14 protein-coding genes are annotated in these 18059 nt (G+C 72.5%); 4 read left to right on the forward strand and 10 right to left on the reverse strand.

Going from position 1 to position 18059, the window contains the following annotated elements; all coding sequences use genetic code 11:
• Window positions 1–90 precede the first annotated feature (90 nt).
• Genes AB4Y76_RS06975 through AB4Y76_RS06985 form a run of 3 tightly spaced genes read right to left on the reverse strand, consistent with a single transcriptional unit; the run spans window position 91 to window position 6172 of the window.
• Entirely contained in the window at window positions 91–294 is a 204-nt protein-coding gene (locus AB4Y76_RS06975; protein WP_441923530.1) for a hypothetical protein, read from the reverse strand.
• A 48-nt stretch (window positions 295–342) separates the two neighbouring features.
• A complete protein-coding gene (locus AB4Y76_RS06980; RefSeq protein ID WP_441923532.1) occupies window positions 343–2118 on the reverse strand; it encodes a hypothetical protein in 1776 nt (591 codons plus the stop codon).
• Complete coding sequence (locus AB4Y76_RS06985; protein WP_441923534.1) at window positions 2105–6172, reverse strand: alpha-(1->3)-arabinofuranosyltransferase domain-containing protein; 4068 nt, start codon at window positions 6170–6172, stop codon at window positions 2105–2107. The genes AB4Y76_RS06980 and AB4Y76_RS06985 overlap by 14 nt, the downstream gene beginning before the upstream one ends.
• A gap of 152 nt (window positions 6173–6324) precedes the next feature.
• On the opposite strand from AB4Y76_RS06985, the gene AB4Y76_RS06990 reads away from it, so the two are divergent.
• Window positions 6325–7059, forward strand: coding sequence for a class I SAM-dependent methyltransferase (locus tag AB4Y76_RS06990; RefSeq protein WP_441923536.1), 735 nt, complete (start codon window positions 6325–6327; stop codon window positions 7057–7059).
• A gap of 41 nt (window positions 7060–7100) precedes the next feature.
• Here AB4Y76_RS06990 and AB4Y76_RS06995 read toward each other — a convergent pair whose 3' ends face one another.
• Entirely contained in the window at window positions 7101–8183 is a 1083-nt protein-coding gene (locus AB4Y76_RS06995; protein WP_441923538.1) for a hypothetical protein, read from the reverse strand.
• Window positions 8184–8206: 23 nt separating this feature from the next.
• On the opposite strand from AB4Y76_RS06995, the gene AB4Y76_RS07000 reads away from it, so the two are divergent.
• Complete coding sequence (locus AB4Y76_RS07000) at window positions 8207–9466, forward strand: lipopolysaccharide biosynthesis protein (protein WP_441923540.1); 1260 nt, start codon at window positions 8207–8209, stop codon at window positions 9464–9466.
• Window positions 9467–9488: 22 nt separating this feature from the next.
• Here the strand turns inward: AB4Y76_RS07000 and polA are convergent, their stop codons facing one another.
• The gene (gene polA / locus AB4Y76_RS07005) at window positions 9489–12191 is read right to left on the reverse strand and encodes a DNA polymerase I (RefSeq protein ID WP_441923542.1); all 2703 of its coding nucleotides are present in this window, start codon (window positions 12189–12191) and stop codon (window positions 9489–9491) included.
• A 63-nt stretch (window positions 12192–12254) separates the two neighbouring features.
• On the opposite strand from polA, the gene AB4Y76_RS07010 reads away from it, so the two are divergent.
• On the forward strand, window positions 12255–12698 hold the full coding sequence (locus AB4Y76_RS07010) for a hotdog fold thioesterase (RefSeq protein ID WP_441923544.1): 444 nt from the start codon (window positions 12255–12257) through the stop codon (window positions 12696–12698).
• A 51-nt stretch (window positions 12699–12749) separates the two neighbouring features.
• On the opposite strand, the gene AB4Y76_RS07015 is transcribed toward AB4Y76_RS07010, so the two are convergent.
• The gene (locus AB4Y76_RS07015) at window positions 12750–13334 is read right to left on the reverse strand and encodes a GNAT family N-acetyltransferase (RefSeq protein ID WP_441923546.1); all 585 of its coding nucleotides are present in this window, start codon (window positions 13332–13334) and stop codon (window positions 12750–12752) included.
• A gap of 147 nt (window positions 13335–13481) precedes the next feature.
• Between AB4Y76_RS07015 and AB4Y76_RS07020 the strand changes: the two genes are divergently transcribed.
• Window positions 13482–14234: a DUF554 domain-containing protein gene (locus tag AB4Y76_RS07020; protein ID WP_441923548.1), complete on the forward strand. Its 753-nt coding sequence runs from the start codon at window positions 13482–13484 to the stop codon at window positions 14232–14234.
• A gap of 46 nt (window positions 14235–14280) precedes the next feature.
• On the opposite strand, the gene AB4Y76_RS07025 is transcribed toward AB4Y76_RS07020, so the two are convergent.
• Genes AB4Y76_RS07025 through AB4Y76_RS07040 form a run of 4 tightly spaced genes read right to left on the reverse strand, consistent with a single transcriptional unit; the run spans window position 14281 to window position 17972 of the window.
• On the reverse strand, window positions 14281–14988 hold the full coding sequence (locus AB4Y76_RS07025; protein WP_441923550.1) for an ABC transporter ATP-binding protein: 708 nt from the start codon (window positions 14986–14988) through the stop codon (window positions 14281–14283).
• A gap of 1 nt (window position 14989) precedes the next feature.
• Complete coding sequence (locus AB4Y76_RS07030; RefSeq protein ID WP_441923552.1) at window positions 14990–15802, reverse strand: ABC transporter ATP-binding protein; 813 nt, start codon at window positions 15800–15802, stop codon at window positions 14990–14992.
• Window positions 15799–16980, reverse strand: a complete 1182-nt coding sequence (locus AB4Y76_RS07035; RefSeq protein ID WP_441923554.1) for a branched-chain amino acid ABC transporter permease — start codon at window positions 16978–16980, stop codon at window positions 15799–15801. Before AB4Y76_RS07035 ends, AB4Y76_RS07030 begins: the two co-directional genes overlap by 4 nt.
• Entirely contained in the window at window positions 16977–17972 is a 996-nt protein-coding gene (locus AB4Y76_RS07040; protein WP_441923556.1) for a branched-chain amino acid ABC transporter permease, read from the reverse strand. Before AB4Y76_RS07040 ends, AB4Y76_RS07035 begins: the two co-directional genes overlap by 4 nt.
• Between the last annotated feature and the right edge of the window lie 87 nt (window positions 17973–18059).

An 18059-nucleotide genomic window follows, 5' to 3' on the forward strand; every position in this document is an offset into this window, starting at 1 on the left:
GCCGGGGGTCCGGGGGTCTCGGGGATCTCGGGAAAAGGAAGATCCGCCGCACCGGAGGTGCGGCGGATCTTTTGCGTTTCGTGGGGTCAGTCAGTCCGCGTAGTTCGGCTGGCTGACGTGGCTGGCCGTGTTGGCCGTCGTGGCGTCGGGCTGGGTGACGTTCGCCGCCACCTGCGTCCCGCCGACGGCGAGCACTGCCGCCGCTGCCGCACCGGCGGCACCGGCCGCGGCGATGGCACCGATCGTGGTGGCTGCCCCACTGGCGCCGGCCGCAGCCGCGCCCAATCCAAACATCGACATCGTTCCCTCAGTTCTCCCTAGAAACTGCTCCCGGGGGACATGCTACCCGATGACGTCCGGTTTGCGCAGAAACCGGCGAGTTCCGAGGAATGTCCCCGCGGCGAGCACGGCCAGGGCGGCCAGGACGTCCGCGGCGATCACCAGCCCGGGGTGGTCCGAACGGTCCAGCCGGGCCGGGTTGCCGAGGTCCACCAGGCTCAGCTCGCGGCCGTCGTACAGGGTGGTTCCGGGCGGCACCCGGACCGGGAACGCGCTCGGTGCGGTCTTCTCAACGAGCACGTACCGGACGCCGGCCCCGGCGAGCACCGGGCCGAGCGGCCGACCGGCGGCGACGGCCCTCGCGATCCGCGCCGCCGCCTCGCTGTCGCCGGTGACGACCCGGCCGGACCCGAGCACGAGGGTGTCGTTGGTGACGACCTGGCCCGCGAAGTAGCGGATCGCCGGGTCGAGGGCGGCGCGGTTGTCGTTCCAGGCGAACCGCTGGTAGGTCGAGAACGGCAGCACGACGGTGCGCCGCTGATCGGCCGGCTGGGCGCCGAGGACGTCCGCGACCCGGTCCCACTCCCCCGGGTACGCGACCGGCGCGTACTTGCCGGCCAGTCCCCAGGCGAGGCTCGGCAGCAGGAAGACCGGCATCAGGGCGACGGCGAGCCCGAACCAGCGGGCCCCCAGGTCACGCTGCTGCAGAGTGCGCACCAGCAGGTCGATCAGCAGCCCGAACCCGACCGCCACGACGAGCGCGAGCAGCTGGACCCACTTCTGGGAGTCGCGCAGCAGACCGGCGCCCGGCACGTTCTCCACCAGCCAGGACACCGCGTCGGCGCCGGGGCCGGTGGCCGGCAGCAGCGCGAGCAGGAATCCCAGCGCGGCGAGCACCAGCAGGCGGCGCGCGAGGTCCGGCGTCAGCCCGTCCGGCTCCCGGGCGCCGGCCGACGCACGGGCCCGCAGCACGAGCAGGGCGAGCCCACCGGCCGAGATCACCAGCGCGATCAGCACCAACAGCCAGGTGTCCCGCTCCGGCGCGACGATGCTCTGCTTCCAGATCGCACCCAGGGTGGCCAGCGAGCCGACCAGGCCGAGAGGCGTGTCGGCCCGGGCGGCGAAAGCCCGGACACCCGCCGGGTCGGTGCCGATGCTGGTGGCGAGCACCCCGGGAACCAGCCACGGCAGGTTCACCACCAGGGTCGCGGCCAGCACGAGCCCGGTACGACGCACCCGACCGCGGCCGACCACGACGACGACCGCGACCACCCCGGCGACCACGCCCCCGGTCGGACTGCCGACGGCCGCCGCGGCCAGCAGGAGCAGCAGCCAGGCCGCGGCCCGGGCGTCACCGGCACGGAAGCGGCGCGCGGCGAGCAGCACCCACGGGAGGGCGGCGTACCCGACGAGCAGGCCCCACTGCCCGATGCCGAGCCGCTGGTGCACGAACGGGTTCCAGACGAACAGCAGCGCGGCGCCGAAGGCCGCGACCCGGCTGGCGGCCGGGAGCAGGCGGCTGACGAGACGGAGCATCCCGAGGCCCGCCACGACCAGGGTGCCCCAGAGCACCGCCTTCTGGAGGAGGTCCCCGGGCACGACCCGGGTCAGCACCGAGACCACCGCGTCTGCCGGCACCGCTCGCGGCACCGAACCGTCCAGCGCCAGCCAGGCGGCCTTCCACGGCTGCCGCGGTACGAAAGTCATGTCGCCGACGAGGACGAACCCGCGGTGCAGCAGCACCGGACCGAGCACCAGCGCGCCGAGTGCGACGAGCGCGAGAGCGGGGACGAGCAGCGACCGCCCGCCCCCGCCGGACGGGTGCTCAGACGTGGCCATGGTCGTCCTCGTGGAGGGCGAAGCGGGACAGCGTGGCCGCGAGCAGACCGACCCCCACCGCGGCGACCAGGTCGGCCAGGTCGACCGGCTCACCCGAGCCCAGGTGCCCGCCGGCGACGGCCACGACGCCCGAGAGCGCGACCGCGGCAGCACCGACGCCGGCGACGACGGTGCGGTCCAGGACCCGGCAGAGCAGCACCCCGACCGCGATCGTGACCGCCAGCACCGGACCGCCCAGAACGGTCGCCACCCCGAGGCCGGCGAGCAGGACGACCGCGGACACCCGGCGCTGGCGCAGCGTGGAGCGCACCGCGCCGGTGGCGGTGGAGCGGCCCAGCGCCGGCCCGAGCAGCGGGCTCGGCCGGAGCAGGTCGAGGAGGAGCAGCGCGACCAGGAGCAGGGCGCCGAGCAGGCCGAGGCCGAGCGCGATCCGGTAGACGGGCGCCGGCGCGTACCGCACCACCAGCTTGCCGCCGTCCCCGGCCGGCACCACGAAGCCCTGCTGCCACCCGTCGACGACCTGCGCAGTGAGCCGCTTGCCGTCGAGGTCGGCCCGCCAGCCGGTGTTCGCGTTCTGGCCGAGAACCAGGACCGCCGCCGGCCCGGTCCCGACGTCGAAGTGCATCTCGTCCGAACGCGGGGTCGCACTGAGGGTCCGCGGCTCCGCCGCCTCCGCGGCGTCCGCGGCCGGCAGCCGGCTGGCCGCGGCCCGAAGGCTGATCAGCGTCGGGGTCCAGGTATCGGTCGCCACCGCCTCCAGGCGATGGGGCCCGGCGGAGAGCTCGACCTCGCGGTCCTGGCCGCAGGTCGACCACGTGAGCGGGCGGGCGTCGACCACGTCCGCGAGCGAACCGGTCACCCGGGTCCGGTGCAGGGTGCCGTCGATCCGTACGTCGGGCCCCAGCCCGCACGCGCCGGTGAAGGAGAACGAGGTGGCCACCGGGTGGGCCAGGTCGTCCACGCCGGCGATCCGGATCTCGCCGATGCCGACCGGCAGCGTCGGGCGGCTCAGCTCGCGCCGGGCGTGGAAGGTGATCCGGACCTTGTCGGTGCGGAACGGCTCGAAGTAGCCGAGCTGCCCGGTCCCGAGCTCGACCGTGCGCCGCTGCCCGTCGGCACCCTCGATGTCGGCCAGGTACGGCGTCGAGGACTCGACCAGCGACGGGTCGATCTGCAGCCGGCTGATCCGGCGCGGCCCGTCCCAGCTGATCTCGATCTCGGGGTGCAGGTCCCCCAGCGCAGCTATCCAGGAGGTGTCGCCGCGGCCGTCGACCGCGAACATCGCCGAGACCGCCGGGTCGTCACCGAGCACGCTGTCGCTGGTCGCCCGGAGCGCGTCGCCGAGCGGCAGCAGCGCCGCGGCCGCCGCCGGGCCGGGCAGCGCCACCACCTGGCCGCTGAGCGACCAGGTGCCGGCACCGTTGACGGTGAAACGCCGGTCGACACGCCCCTGCTCCGCCCCCGGCCGGGCCTCGAGCGCGTCGCACGCCGGGCCGAGCACGGTCTTGAGGCAGGCGCGGCGCGGCGGCTCGGCGCTGAAGACGAACGAGGTGTGCTCGTCGGCCCCGGTGTCCGGCACCACCAGGGTCCGGCGCTGGTCGATCCCCGAGACGACGACGTCGCGCAGCGCCACGGTCGCGCCCGGTCTGTGCGGGCCGACGGCGAGGACCGTGACCCGGACACTCTCGGCGAGGTCCTGCTTGAAGTCGGCGAGCGCCATCCCGGTGTCCGGGTCGACGTCCACCTCCTTGCGCCGGTTCCCCGCTTGGATCGCCACCTTCCGCACCGGCGCGCCCAGGTACTTGTCGACCCCGGCGCGGACGGCCACCAGGCCCACGGGGCGCGGCTGGTCGAAACGCAGGTCGACCCACTGCCCCACGGGGTCCTCGAACGGCGCCGAGCTCCAGTACGTCGCCGGGTCGCCGTCGGCGACGGAGGCCGGGCCGAGCTCCGGGCGGGTCCGTCCGAACCCGTCGACGTAGCCGGCCGACGAGGACGCCGTCACGACGTCCAGGTCGGCGTACTCGGCGACGACCCGCGGGACGCCCTCGACGCCGGGGTAGTCCTCGACCTTCCGGCCCAGCCGGGTCTTCTCCTCCGCGGTCATCACCTGGCTGACCGCGCCGTGCAGGCGACCGTACTGCCGCTCCACCCGCCGGTAGGCGTCGCCGACGATGTCCGGCGACTCGCCCTTGCCGGCCAGCCCGACGACCACGTGGTCCCCGTCGGGGACCAGGCCGGCCTCACGGGCGGTGATCACGTCCTCGGGGCCGCCGGTCAGCAGCGGCAGGTCGGCCGGCGCGAGCTCCGGGGTGAGCGGTGCCGGGTCGACCCGGAAGATCTGGATCATCGGCACCGTCGCGAGACCGGACCGGCCGAAGCGGTGCACCTCGGTGATGCCGGGACTCGCCGCCAGCGCGGCGGCCACCCGGGCCGGGTCGGCGACGTCGCCGGCCACCACGTCCAGGTCGTTGCGGAGCAGGATCCGGGAGATCCCCGCGGAGGCCAGCTCGCCGGCCAGCGCCGCCGACCCGCCCCCGTCCTCCAGCCTGTCGTCGAGGGCGTCGAGCATCCGGATCGTGCTGGCCGGCACCAGCGGCACCTGCGTGCGGGTGGCCCAGTCGGAGCCCGAGAGGCCCTGGACCGGCTCGTCGACCGTCCAGCCCCAGGTCTGCTGGCCGATGCCCGAGGACGGCACCACCAGCGTCGTACCGGGACCGTCGGCGTCCAGCCAGGCGGCCGCCTCGTCCCAGGCGGCCGGCACCCGGTCCCAGCCGTGGTCGTGGCGGAGCTGGCCGGCGAACGCCGGGGCGGAGCCGAGCAGCAGCGCGACCGCCGCGACCGCGACGCCCAGGTGCCGGGCACGCCCGAACGGCATCCGCGAGGCGTCCCGCAGCCGCCCGGAGCGGCGTACCCGCTCGGCGAGCACCATGCAGAGCGTCCCGAAGCCGAGGGCGATCGGCAGCCGCACCAGCGGGTCGACCTTGTGCACGTTGCGGAACGGCGCCAGCGGCCCGTCGAGAAGCGTCCGGATGTCCTCGGCGAACAGGGTCCCGGCCGGGCCGCCGTGGCCCGCGGTCAGGCAGACCAGGCCGAGGAGCGCGGACAGCGCGAACGGGATCCGCAGCGACATCCGCGGGTGCACCAGGCCGAAGAGGCCGAGCGCCGCGAGCACCCCCGCGGCGATCACCAGCGCCGGCGCGACCGACAGCGCGTGCGCGCCCTCCCACCACGGCCGACCGCCGATGAGGATGTAATTGAGCCAGTGCTCGGCGCCGCGGACCGAGTTGCTCCACCCGGTCGTCCGCGTCGTCGTCGCCGCGTTCTCGACGTAGTCCAGGAACGGCGGGCTGTAGCGGCCGAGCAGGAGCAGCGGCAGCATCCACCAGAGCGACGCCAGCGCGGTCGCACCGGCCCACCAGAAGGCCAGCCTGCGTCCGGCCGCGGTGCCGGCGCCGGCCAGCACGAGCAGGAACGGCAGCGGCATCGTGGCCAGGTTCTCGACCGCGTTCACGCCTCCCATGAGCAGGACGGCGAGCCCGGACAGCACCCCGGCCCGGCGCGGCGACAACCGGCCGGCCAGCGCGAGGACGAGCGGCAGGCAGACCCAGGGCAGCACCGCGCTCGGCAGTACCTCGGCGGTGAGCACCCCGGAGAGCCCGAGGATGCGCGGCGTGAGCGCGTAGGTCAGGCCGACCAGCACCGGGACGGCCGAGGAGCCGATGCCGAGGGCGCGGCACAACCTCCGGGCGCCGTCGTAGGCGAGCAGCAGGATCAGGGCCGACCAGAGCCGCTGGGCGACCCAGTCGGGCAGGTGGACCAGGTCGGCGAGCGAGAACCAGGTCCCCTGCGGGAAGAGGTACCCGTAGGCCTGGTTCTGCAGGCCGCCGAAATTCTGCTCGGTGCCCCAGAGCGTGAGCGAGCGACGCAGCGCCGCGAGCGGGTCGGCGGTCAGGTCGAACTTGGTGTCGAACGTGGTCTCGCCGATGCGCTGCGCGAAGGCGACGTACAGCAGCAACGCGCACGCGGCCAGGTGCAGCCGGGAGGTGTGCACCGCGGCCCGAAGGCGGTCCCGGATCTTCCGGCTCCGGCCGGGGCCGGACCGCCGCGGGACGGGTCGCTCACGGCCGGGTCTCGACCCGGCCCGACGGACTCCCCTCCTGCGGCGCACCGGGGCACTCTACCGACGCACGTAAGATGCCGCTCATGCTGAGTGCCGCGTCGCCGACCCCGTCCGACGATCCCGCCTGGACGCTCATCTGGCAGGACGCTTCGGACATTCCGGGCTGGCTCAAGGAGGGGCAGGCACGGATCCTCTGGGACGAGGCCCGGGCCCTGCCCGACGGTGCGACCGTCCTCGAGATCGGCAGTCACCAGGGCCGGTCCACCGTGGTCCTCGGCGAGGCCCTGCGGAGCAAGGGCGGCACCGTGCTGGCGGTCGACCCGTTCATCGAGGGACGGCTCTTCGGCGGGTTGAGCACCAAGGACAAGTTCGAGGCCAACATCGCCGCGGCCGGGCTCGGCGACGTCGTCGAGCTGGTCCAGGACTACAGCACCAGGATCCGGCCGACCTGGTCGCGCGGCTTCGACCTGCTCTACATCGACGGCAAGCACGACTACTGGACGCTGTCGGACGACCTGAAGTGGGCCGTGCACCTGCCGCCGGGCGCGGCCGTGGTGATCCACGACTGCTACTCCTCGATCGGCGTCACGCTCGGCATCCTGGCGCACGTGCTGTTCAGCTCCGAGCTCGCCTACGAGCGACGCTCGGACTCCCAGGCGCTCTTCCGGGTCCGGCGTCCGAGCACCGCGGACCGGCTCCGGATCCTGCGCGAGGTGCCGTGGTGGATCCGCAACGTCTTCCTCAAGGTGCTGCTCCGGCTGCGGCTGCGGCCGGTGGCCCGGCTGTTCGGGCACGACTCGCCGTACGACCCGTACTGAGTCCTTACTGGCCCTTACTCCGTACTGGCCCTGACCGGCCGCTACTCGGCCAGCGCCCGGAACTCCTCGGCGACCAGGTCCGCCAGCCGGTCCCCGGCGGCGGCCGAGAACCAGCCCCGGCGCAGCCGCACGGTGAGCACGGTCGAGGTCGGCGTGCTCGCGAGGCCGAGCGCGCACCCGCTGGGTCCGGTCGGCACCGGCCAGAACCGCAGCTCGAGCACGTCCGGGTCCGCCACCACGCCCAGGTTGGAGACCAGCACGGTCGCGCCCAGCCGGTTCGCCAGCAACCGGGCGGCCAACGGGCCGGCACCGCCGCCGTCGGTCTCCGGGAACGCCGGCTCCGGGTCGGTCGCGCGCATCAGGTCCGCGGCCTCTGCGGTGCCGGTGATCCCGTCGGCCGGCAGCCGCACGTAGGCGGTGTCGCGGTCCGGAGGTGCTACCGGGGTGCCGGGGCGGCGCGACAGCCCCATCGACACCACCAGGCGCCGTCCGCCCGCACGGCGGCTGCCGTTCCAGCGCCGCAGCGAGGTGGCGGCGGCCGCCACCAGCGCCGCGCTGGACGGGCGCGGCGCGGTCACCGCCCGGGACAGCAGCAGGTCTCCCGACGCGGGCTCGGAGGTCTCCGCGGCGAACCGGACCGGCGGGTGCACCAGCACCTCCACGAGCCGCACGACGGTACGGCGCAGGAACCCGGTCGGTTGCGCCTCCCGGGTGATGCCCCGCGCCGACGACGTCAGGTCCGCGTCGGCGAGCGCGGCCGCCGCACCGAGGAGCCCGAGTCCGTCGGTGGCCCCGTGGTGCGCGGCCACGAGCAACGTCCGTCCGTCCTCGGCGAGCCCGACCCGCAGCAGTGGCTCGTGGTCGCGGTACTCGGCGTCGGCCATCGCGGCCAGCAGCTCGCCCTCCTCGGCGGGCGCGTAGACCCGCACCGGCGGGACCTGCCCCAGGTGCGGGAAGCGGGCGACCAGCGCGCCGGCACGCGTCTCCACGTCGTCGGCCCGGCGCGCGCCGGCGAACCGCACGGCGAGCACGATGCTCCAGGTCACGTCCGGGTCGCCGTACAGGCCCACGACGCGGCGCGCGCGGGCGACCGCCTCGTCGGGACGCACCTCCGAGCTCGTCACTCCGCAGACTCTAGGCTGTGCCCGTGATCAGACCAGCCGGTGCCGTCCCGGCGCGCCTCCGTGCCGCCCTCCGCGGCGGAACGGCGATCGCCGGCGCGGTCGTGGTCATGAACCTCTCGACGTACGTCTTCACGATCCTGGCCGCGCGCGTCCTCGGGCCCCGGCCGTTCGGCGCCTTCGCCGCGGTGATGAACGTGCTGCTCGTGGCCGGCGTCCTCGCGCTCGCGCTGCAGGCGACCGCGGCCCGGCGGATCGCGCGCGAACCCGGGGACGTCCACGAGGTCGAGGCGACCATCCTGACCGTCGGGCGGCGGTCCGCGGTCGGCCTCGGCCTCTTCTTCCTGCTGATCTCGCCGCTGGTGAACACCGCGCTGCGGCTCGACAGCCTGCCCACGGCCGTGCTCATCGCCGTCGCGGTCGTGCCGACGACGCTCATGGGCGCGCAGGCCGGCGTGCTCCAGGGCGAACGGCGCTGGATCCCGCTCTCGCTGATCTACGTCGCCGCCGGGGTGCCGCGACTGCTCATCGGCACGGCGTTCCTGCTCTGGCGTCCCGACGAGACCGCGGCGGTCGCCGCCGTCGCGATCGCCGCGTTCGCCCCGGTCGTGGTCGGCTCCATCGCGCTGCGCCAGCCGCGGGCGCAGCGGACCGTCGCGCAGACCGACGAGCACAACGCCCGGGCGCTCTGGTGGGAGACGGTGCACAACTCCCAGGCGCTGCTGGCGTTCCTCGTCCTCTCCAACGCCGACATCATCCTGGCCCGCAACTCGCTCGACGCCCACGACGCCGGCCTGTACGCCGCCGGTCTGATCATGGTGAAGGCGGTGACCTTCCTCCCCCAGTTCGTGGTCGTGCTCGCGTTCCCCTCGATGGGGACCGAGGACGCCCGCCGACCGGCCCTGCTGGCCAGCCTGGGCCTCGTCGCGCTCACCGGTGCCGCCGTGATCGTCGGCGTCACCGTGCTGCCGGGGCTGGCGCTCGCCTTCGTCGGTGGCCAGGAGTACGCCGGCATCAGCGACCTGCTCTGGGCCTTCGCGCTGCTCGGCACCGTGCTGTCCATGATCCAGCTGCTGGTCTACAGCGGGATGGCCCGCCAGGCCCGCCAGGCGGTCGTCGTGGTCTGGATCGCGATCGTCCCGCTCATCGTGCTCGGACTCACCGCCGGCTCGGTCAGCCAGCTGCTCGCCCGGGTCCTGGTCGTCGACACGGCCCTGCTCCTGGTGCTGCTCACCACCACGCTGTGGCACCTGCGCCACGACCGGCCGGTCGCGCTCACCGCCTGAGCGTCACCAGCCGGGGCGAGCCTCAGTGCGCCGCGTCGTGCCAGCTCCGGCCGGTCCCGACCGACACGTCGAGCGGGACCGTCAGGTCGGCGGCCGCGGCCATCTGCTCGCGCACCAGCGCCTCGAGCGCCTCGCGCTCCCCCGCGGCGACCTCGAACACGAGCTCGTCGTGCACCTGGAGCAGCATCCGCGAACGCAGCCCCGCCTCGGCCAGGGCCCGGTCGACGTTGAGCATCGCGACCTTGATGATGTCCGCGGCCGACCCCTGGATCGGCGCGTTCAGCGCCATCCGCTCGGCCATCTCGCGACGCTGCCGGTTGTCGCTGGTCAGGTCCGGCAGGTAGCGGCGCCGACCCATGATCGTCTCGGTGAACCCGGTCCGCCGGGCCTCGTCGACCACCCCGGCCAGGTAGTCGCGGATCCCGCCGAAGGTCTCGAAGTACTCGTCCATCAGCCCGCGGGCCTCGCCGGTGTCGATCTTGAGCTGCTGGGACAGGCCGAAGGCCGAGAGCCCGTAGGCAAGCCCGTAGTTCATCGCCTTGATCTTGGCGCGCATCTCGGTGTTGACCGCGCTCGGCTCGACGCCGAAGACCCGAGCCGCGGTGGCCTGGTGGAAGTCGCGGCCGGAGTTGAACGCCTCGATCAGGCCGGCGTCCTCGGAGAGGTGGGCCATGATCCGCATCTCGATCTGGCTGTAGTCGGCGGTGAGCAGCGACTCCCAGGCCTGCCCGTCGACCGGCTCGCCGACCACGAAGGCCTGCCGGATCCGGCGGCCCTCCTCGGTCCGCACCGGGATGTTCTGAAGGTTCGGGTCGGTGCTGGAGAGCCGCCCGGTGGCCGCGATCAGCTGGTTGAACGTGGTGTGGATCCGGCCGTCGGGCGCGACCGTCTTGAGCAGCCCCTCGACCGTCTGGCGCAGCCGGGTGACGTCGCGGTGCCGGAGCAGGTGGGCCAGGAACGGGTGCTCGGTCTTCGCGAACAGGTCGTTCAGCGCGTCGGCGTCGGTGGTGTAGCCGGTCTTGGTGCGCTTGGTCTTCGGCATGTCGAGCTCGTCGAAGAGGACCACCTGGAGCTGCTTGGGCGAGCCGAGGTTGATCTCCTTGCCGATGACCTCGTAGGCGTCGGCGGCGGCCTCCCGGACGGCGTCGCCGAACTCCGACTCCAGGCCGGTCAGGAAGTCCTGGTCCACCGCGATGCCGACCCGTTCCATGCCGACCAGCACGCCGACCAGCGGCAGCTCGATCTCGGCCAGCAGCCGTTCGCCGCCACGCTCGGAGAGCTCGGTGCGCAGCGTCCCGGCGAGGTCGAGGACGGCACGGGCGTGCAGCATCGACGCCTCGCCGGCCTCCTCGCCGCTCTCGAAGAGCAGCCCCTGGTCGTCGTCGCTGTCCTGCTTCAGCTCACGCTTGAGGTAGCGCAGGGTCAGGTCGGCCAGCGCGTAGGAACGCTGGTCGGGCGCCACCAGGTAGGCCATCATCGCGGTGTCGGTGGCCAGGCCCGCGAGGTCCCAGCCGTGGGCGCCCAGGGCGAGCAGCGGGCCGTTCGCGTCGTGGAGGACCTTCGGTCGCGAGGCGTCGGCCAGCCAGGCCGCGAGCGCGGCGTCGTCGCCGACGGTCAGGCCGGCGACGTCGACGTACGCCGCGCCGCCGTCCGCGCACGCGAAGGCGAGCCCGTCCACCCGACCGGTGCCCGCGCCCCAGGAGCCGCGGACGTGCAGCCCGACCGGGTCGGTGCCGAGGTCGGCCAGGAAGCCGGCCAGCTCGTCGGCAGCGACCACCCGGCCCTCGAGCCGGAAGCCTGCCCCCGCTGTCTCCGGCTCCTCCTCCGGCGCCAGCACGTCGAGGATCCGGGTGCGGAGCTCGCCACGGAACTCGAGCTCGTCGAGCAGCTCCAGCGCCGCCTTGCGGTCCCACTCGGTCAGGCCGAGGTCGCCCGGGACGAGCTCGAGCGCGAGGTCGCGCACCAGCGCGTTGAGGCGCCGGTTGCGGATCACGTCGTCGAGGTGCGCCCGCAGGTTCTCCCCGGCCTTGCCGCCGACCTCCTCTGCGCGGTTCACGACGTTGTCGAGCCCGTCGAAGGTCGCGATCCACTTCGCCGCGGTCTTCGGGCCGACGCCCGGGATGCCGGGCAGGTTGTCGGAGTCCTCGCCGACGAGGGCGGCGAGCTCGGGGTAGCGGTGCGGCGGGACGCCGTACTTGGTCTCGACGGCCTCGGGTGTCATCCGGGCGAGCTCGGAGACCCCGCGCATCGGGTACAGCACGGTCGAGTCCGGCGTGACCAGCTGCAGCGAGTCGCGGTCGCCGGTGAGGATGAGCACCTCGAAGCCGTCCGCGAGGGCCTGGGTGGTCAGCGTGGCGATGATGTCGTCGGCCTCGTAGCCGGCGTGGGTCAGGTGCCGGATCCGGAAGGTGTCGAGCAGCTCCTGCAGCAACGTGAGCTGGCTGCTGAACTCGTCGGGCGTCTTGTTCCGCTTCGCCTTGTACTCCGGGTACTCCTCGAGGCGGAAGGTCTGCCGCGACTTGTCGAAGGCCACGCCGACGTGGGTCGGCCGCTCGTCGCGGAGCACGTTGACGAGCATCGAGGTGAAGCCGTAGACGGCATTGGTGTGCTGCCCGGTGACGGTCGAGAAGTTCTCCACGGGCAGGGCGAAGAAGGCCCGATAGGCCAACGAGTGACCGTCCAGGAGCAGGAGTCGGGGGCGTCCAGGGGCAGCAGTCTCGGGCACGGCCTTAACCTAACCGCTCGCCCCGACAACCGCGCGCCGCGGGGCGGGCGGCAGGATGGGGGCATGACTTCGCAGGACCGCTCCGCCGAGACCACCATCGACATCGACGCCTACGTCGCCCGGTTGCCGCAGGGCATGGGTGCGCTCAACGACAAGATGGGCATCGAGATCCAGGAGCTCAGCCCGCACCGGATCGTCGCCACGATGCCGGTGGAGGGGAACACCCAGCCGTTCGGGCTGCTGCACGGCGGCGCCTCCGTGGTGCTCGCCGAGACCCTCGGCTCCATCGGCTCCGGTCTGCACGCCGAGCCGCTGGGCCGGGTCCCGGTCGGTGTCGACATCAACGCCACCCACCACAGGTCCGCCACCAGCGGCGTCGTCACCGGCGTGGCGACCGCGATCCACCTCGGCCGGACCAGCGCCGCGTTCGAGATCGTGATCTCCGACGAGCGCGGCAAGCGGGTCTGCACGTCGCGGATCACCTGCGCGCTCGTCGAGCCGCGGTGACCGGCCGCTGACCGGCCGCTGACGGGCCGCTGACGGGCCGCTGACCGGCCTCTAGTCCCGCTCCCCCGCCTGGGCGCGGCGCTGGATCGACCGGCGCTGGGCCAGCACCCGGCCCAGGTTCCGGCGGGCGTCGAGCGGCCGGAGCGGCTCCGGCGTCAACCGACGTCGCAGCGTGCTCGTGCTCGCCACCCGGACGGTCGCCACGGTGGCCAGGCCGAGCCGGGCCAGGAAGCGGTTGGTGTCGCGCGAGCTGCTGGAGGTGATCGCGGTGACGTGCGAGACGTCCTTCTCCTCCGCCCACGTGACGGCGGCGTCCAGCAGCGCGCGGGCGAACCCGTGCTTGCGGTGCTCCGGGAGCACCACCAGGTACGACGTGTGGATGGCCATGTCGCTGTGCAGCGGGCTCATCGAAGCCCGGCGCAGGTGCAGCGCCGCCACCAGGGCCCCGTCGTGGAAGCCCACCAGGACCCGCTCGTCGGGGTCGGCGGCGACCAGCGCCAACGCGCTGGCGGCCTCGCCCACGGGACGCGTCGCCGGCTGCTCGGCACCGCGGCCGGCGCCCAGCGCCCAGAGCTGGAGCAGCGCCTCGGCGTCGTCCGGACGGGCATCGCGGATCTCCAGCGGACGACGTGACATCGCTGCCTCCCTGCCCCCCGTCTGTTGACCAGATCCGATCTGCTGCGGCCGCCGGAGAGCCCGAGCGGCTCCGCGGCGGTGCCAGACTACGCTTCTGGCTTCAACGTCTCTAGGGGGCCCTTCGTGTTCGTCGGAACCGGAACACTGGTGAACGCCTCGACCGTCCTGGCCGGCAGTGCGATCGGCGTGCTGATCGGGCACCGGCTCCCCGAACGGACCCGGACCGTCGTCACCGACGGCCTCGGCCTGGTCACCCTGCTCATCGCCGGGAGCGCGGCGATGGCGGTCGCCGACCCGGCCTTCAGCAGGGCCGTCGGCGACGCGGCCACGATGCTGATCGTCCTGGGCGCCCTGCTGATCGGCGCCATCATCGGGTCGCTGGCGCGGATCGAGGACCGGCTCGAAGGACTCGGCGACGTCCTCCAGCGCCGGCTGAGCCGGGGCACGGCTGCGGGCGACCCGGAGGACCAGGCGGCGGAGCACGTCGCGCGGGACAGGTTCATCCAGGGGTTCGTGACCAGCTCGCTGGTCTTCTGCGTCGGCCCGCTGACGATCCTCGGCTCGGTGACCGAAGGCATCGGTCGTGGCCCCGACCAGCTGCTGCTCAAGGCCGCGCTCGACGGCTTCGCGGCGATCGCGTTCGCGGCGGCGTACGGCTGGGGGGTGGCGGCCAGCGTGATCACCCTGGTCGTCGTCCAGGGCAGCCTGACGGTGGTCGGCGCCGTCCTCGGCGACTTCCTCCCCGACGCGCACCTGGCCGCGCTCACCGCGACCGGCGGCCTCCTGCTCGTCGGCGTCGCGCTGCGTCTGCTCAACATCAAGCAGGTGAAGGTCGGCGACCTGCTCCCGGCGCTGCTGATGGCGCCGGTGCTGACCGAGGTCGTGATCTGGTTCAGGTAGGCGGGCCGGTCACCGCGTCTCGACAGGCTCGACGACCAGGACGGGCCTAGACGTCGCCGCCCAGGTAGGCGGCCTTCACCGAGCCGTCGGCGGCCAGCTCCGCACCGGTGCCGGAGCGGACCACCTCGCCGGTCTCCAGGATGTGCGCGGTGTCGGCCCGCTTCAGCGCCTGGGCGGCGTTCTGCTCGACGAGCAGCACCGTGGTGCCCTGGGCGTTGATCTCGGTGATGATCGTGAAGATCTGGGCGATCAGCTTCGGGGCCAGACCCATCGACGGCTCGTCGAGGAGCAGCAGGCGCGGCTTGGCCATGAGCGCACGGCCGATCGCCAGCATCTGCTGCTCACCGCCCGACATGCTGCCCGCGGGCTGCTTCTCCCGTTCCTTCAGCCGCGGGAAGAGGTCGAAGACCCGGTCCAGGTCCTGCTGGTACGCCGGGGTCTTCCGGTCCTTGCGGGTGTAGGCACCCATGTCCAGGTTCTCCCGGACCGACATGCCCGGGAAGCAGCCGCGGCCCTCCGGCGACTGGCTGATCCCCCGCAGCACCCGCTCGTACGGCGGCATGTGGGTGATGTCCTTGCCGTCGAAGATGATCGCGCCGGCGCGCACCTTCCGCAGTCCCGAGATCGTCTTCAGCGTGGTCGTCTTGCCGGCGCCGTTCGCGCCGATCAAGGTCGCGATGGTGCCTTCCTCCACGTTGAAGGAGATGTCACGGATGGCCTCGATGTGCCCGTAGTTGACACACAGGCCACGCACCTCAAGAAGCATCGTCCTCGTCCACTCCCAGGTAGGCCGCGATCACCGCGGGGTTGTCACGGATCTCCGCCGGGGAGCCCTCGGCGATCTTGCGACCGAACTCGAGCACCACGATGCGGTCGGTCACGCCCATCACCAGGCGCATGTCGTGCTCGATGAGGAGCACGGTGTAGCCCTGGTCGCGGACCTTGCGGATCAGGTCCATCAGCTTGGCCTTCTCGGCCGGGTTGAAGCCGGCCGCCGGCTCGTCGAGGCAGAGCAGCTTCGGGCCGGTGGCCATCGCCCGGGCGATCTCGAGGCGGCGCTGGTCGCCGTAGGAGAGGTTCGCGGCGAGGTCGTCGGCCCGGCCGTTGACGCCGACGAACTTGAGCAGCTCGTGGGCGCGACGGTCGGCTTCCGCCTCCTCGCGCCGCATCGCCGGAGTCCGGAACAGCGCGCTCAGCAGGCCGGACCTGCTGCGGGCGTCGAAGCCGACCTTCACGTTCTCCAGGACCGTCATCGACTTGAAGAGCCGGATGTTCTGGAACGTGCGGGCGATGCCGAGCTGGGTGATCTCGAACCGCTTCATCCCGGTCAGGGGCTTGCCGGAGAACCGGGCCTCCCCGCTGGTTGGCTTGTAGACGCCGGTCATCACGTTGAAGCAGGTGGTCTTGCCGGCACCGTTCGGGCCGATCAGACCGAGGATCTCGCCTTCGCGGATCTCGAAGCTGACCCCGTCGAGCGCGGTCACACCACCGAACTTGAGGGTGACGTCGTCGACGACGAGCAGGGCCTCGCCGGGCGTCGCCGCAGGCGGCTGCGCGTTCTCGGTCATCGCCCCTCCTCCGGCTCGTAGTCGCCCTCTTCGAGAGCCTCGATCTCCTGCTCCATCTTCTTCGCCCTTCGTTGTCGACCGGGCGGCAGGATGCCCTCGGGCCGGTAGACGGCCAGGATCATCAGCGCGAGGCCGAAGGCGAGCACCCGCCAGTCCTCGAAGCCGCGGAACCGCTCCGGCAGGTAGACGACCAGGAAGGCGCCGATCATGACGCCCCAGCGGTTGCCGGCACCGCCGACGACCACCGCGGCCAGGAACAGGATCGAGAGCAGCAGCTGGAACGACTGCGGGTTGATGAAGCCCTGCTTGCCGGCGAACAGCGCACCCGAGAGACCACCGATGGCGGCACCCATCGCGAAGGCGAGCAGCTTGAACTTGAACGTCGGCACGCCCATCAGCTCGGCGGCGTCCTCGTCCTCCCGGGTCGCCTCCCAGGCGCGGCCGACGCGGCTGTTCTTGATCATGATGTCGCCGATCAGGACCAGGACGATGACGGTGAGCGCGAACCAGTAGTACGGGATCGCGTCCAGGACGCCGAACTTCAGGACCTTGGTCTTGGTGTCCAGGTCGATCAGCGGCTGACCGTTCTGCCAGATCAGGTGCGGGACCTCGAACAGCGGGTCCGAGCTGTCGCCCGGCGGGATGCTCGGCGGACCGGGGATGTCGGAGACACCGCGCGCGGCACCCAGCCACTGCACGTTGGTGATGATCAGCCGGATGATCTCTCCGAAGCCGAGCGTCACGATCGCGAGGTAGTCGCCGCGCACCCGGAGCGTCGGGGCGCCGAGGATGACGCCGGAGATCATCGCGATCCCGATCGCGACCGGGATGGCGAGCAGGAAGGGCCAGCTCCCGTGGGCCGCGGTCAGCATCGCGACCGTGTAGGCGCCGACCGCGTAGAAGCCGACGTACCCGAGGTCGAGCAGCCCGGCGTAGCCGACGACGATGTTGAGGCCGAGCGCCACCAGGCAGTAGATGGCCACGTTGAACATCACGCCGCCGAAGTCGGTGTCCGGGGTGGTGATGATCGGGATGTTGAGCAGCGGCAGCGCGTAGAAGAAGAGCGCGACGACGACCCAGAGCGCGATCTTGGCCGGCTTGGACATGTTGTCGACCCGGTCCCGGAAGCCGACCTTCTCCTTCTTCGCCCCGCGCTTGGCGGGAGTCGTGGTGCTCATGCGCGCGCCTTTCCGAGCGACTCACCGAGCAGACCGGTGGGTCGGAACAGCAGCACCAGGATGAGGAGGACGAACGCGACGACGTCCTTCCACTGGGTGCCGAAGATCGCGGACCCCCAGTTCTCGGCGACGCCGAGGACCAGGCCGCCGAGGAGCGCTCCGCGCAGGTTGCCGATGCCGCCGAGGACGGCGGCCGTGAAGGCCTTGACGCCGAGCAGGAAGCCGGCGTTGAACCGCGTCGTGCCGATCTTGATCATGTAGAGCGTGGCGGCGGCGCCGGCCATGACACCGCCGATGAGGAACGTCACCTGGATCACCCGGGTCGCGTTCACGCCCATCAGGGCGGCCGACTCCGGGTCCTGCGCGACGGCGCGGATACCGCGTCCGAGTCGCGACCGGTTGATGAACTGGTCGAGGATCAGCATCATCACCAGCGCCGAGAAGATCAGCAGCAGGTCGATCGTGGTGACCCCGTAGTCACCGAGGGTGAAGACCCGGTGCGGGTTGATGTCCAGCGGCAGGCTGGTGTTGTCGCGGGCCTTGTCGACGTAGCGCACGAACGTGTCGTCGATCGTGAGGAACTTGGCGATGTTGTCGCGCAGGCCCATCAGCTCCGACAGCACGAACGACGCGCCGATCGCCGAGATCAGGATGACGAGCTTGGGCGCGTTGCGCTTGATCAGCGGTCGGTAGGCGAACCGCTCCAGCGCGAGGGCGACGCTGCCGGAGACCGCCATCGCGACGATCAGGGCGACCAGCAGCATGCCGATCGTCGCGGCGGTCGAGGTCGTGGGGTCCGCGCCGAACGCGTACATCACCCAGACGACCGCGAACGTGCCGAACATGAAGACCTCGGAGTGCGCGAAGTTGATCAGCTGCAGCACGCCGTAGACCATCGTGTAGCCCAGGGCGACCAGGGCGTAGATCGCGCCGATCGCGAGGCCGGTGATCGTGTACGCGAAGAAATTCTGGAACAACAGATCGAAGTGCAAGTCTCTCCCCTACTCGGTACCAAGCAGCCCGATCCGATGTGCTGCGGCCGGGGGAGGAAACCCCCGGCCGCAGCCGGTCATCAGATC

Source organism: Marmoricola sp. RAF53 (genome assembly GCF_052114005.1).
Classification (GTDB): domain Bacteria; phylum Actinomycetota; class Actinomycetes; order Propionibacteriales; family Nocardioidaceae; genus Marmoricola.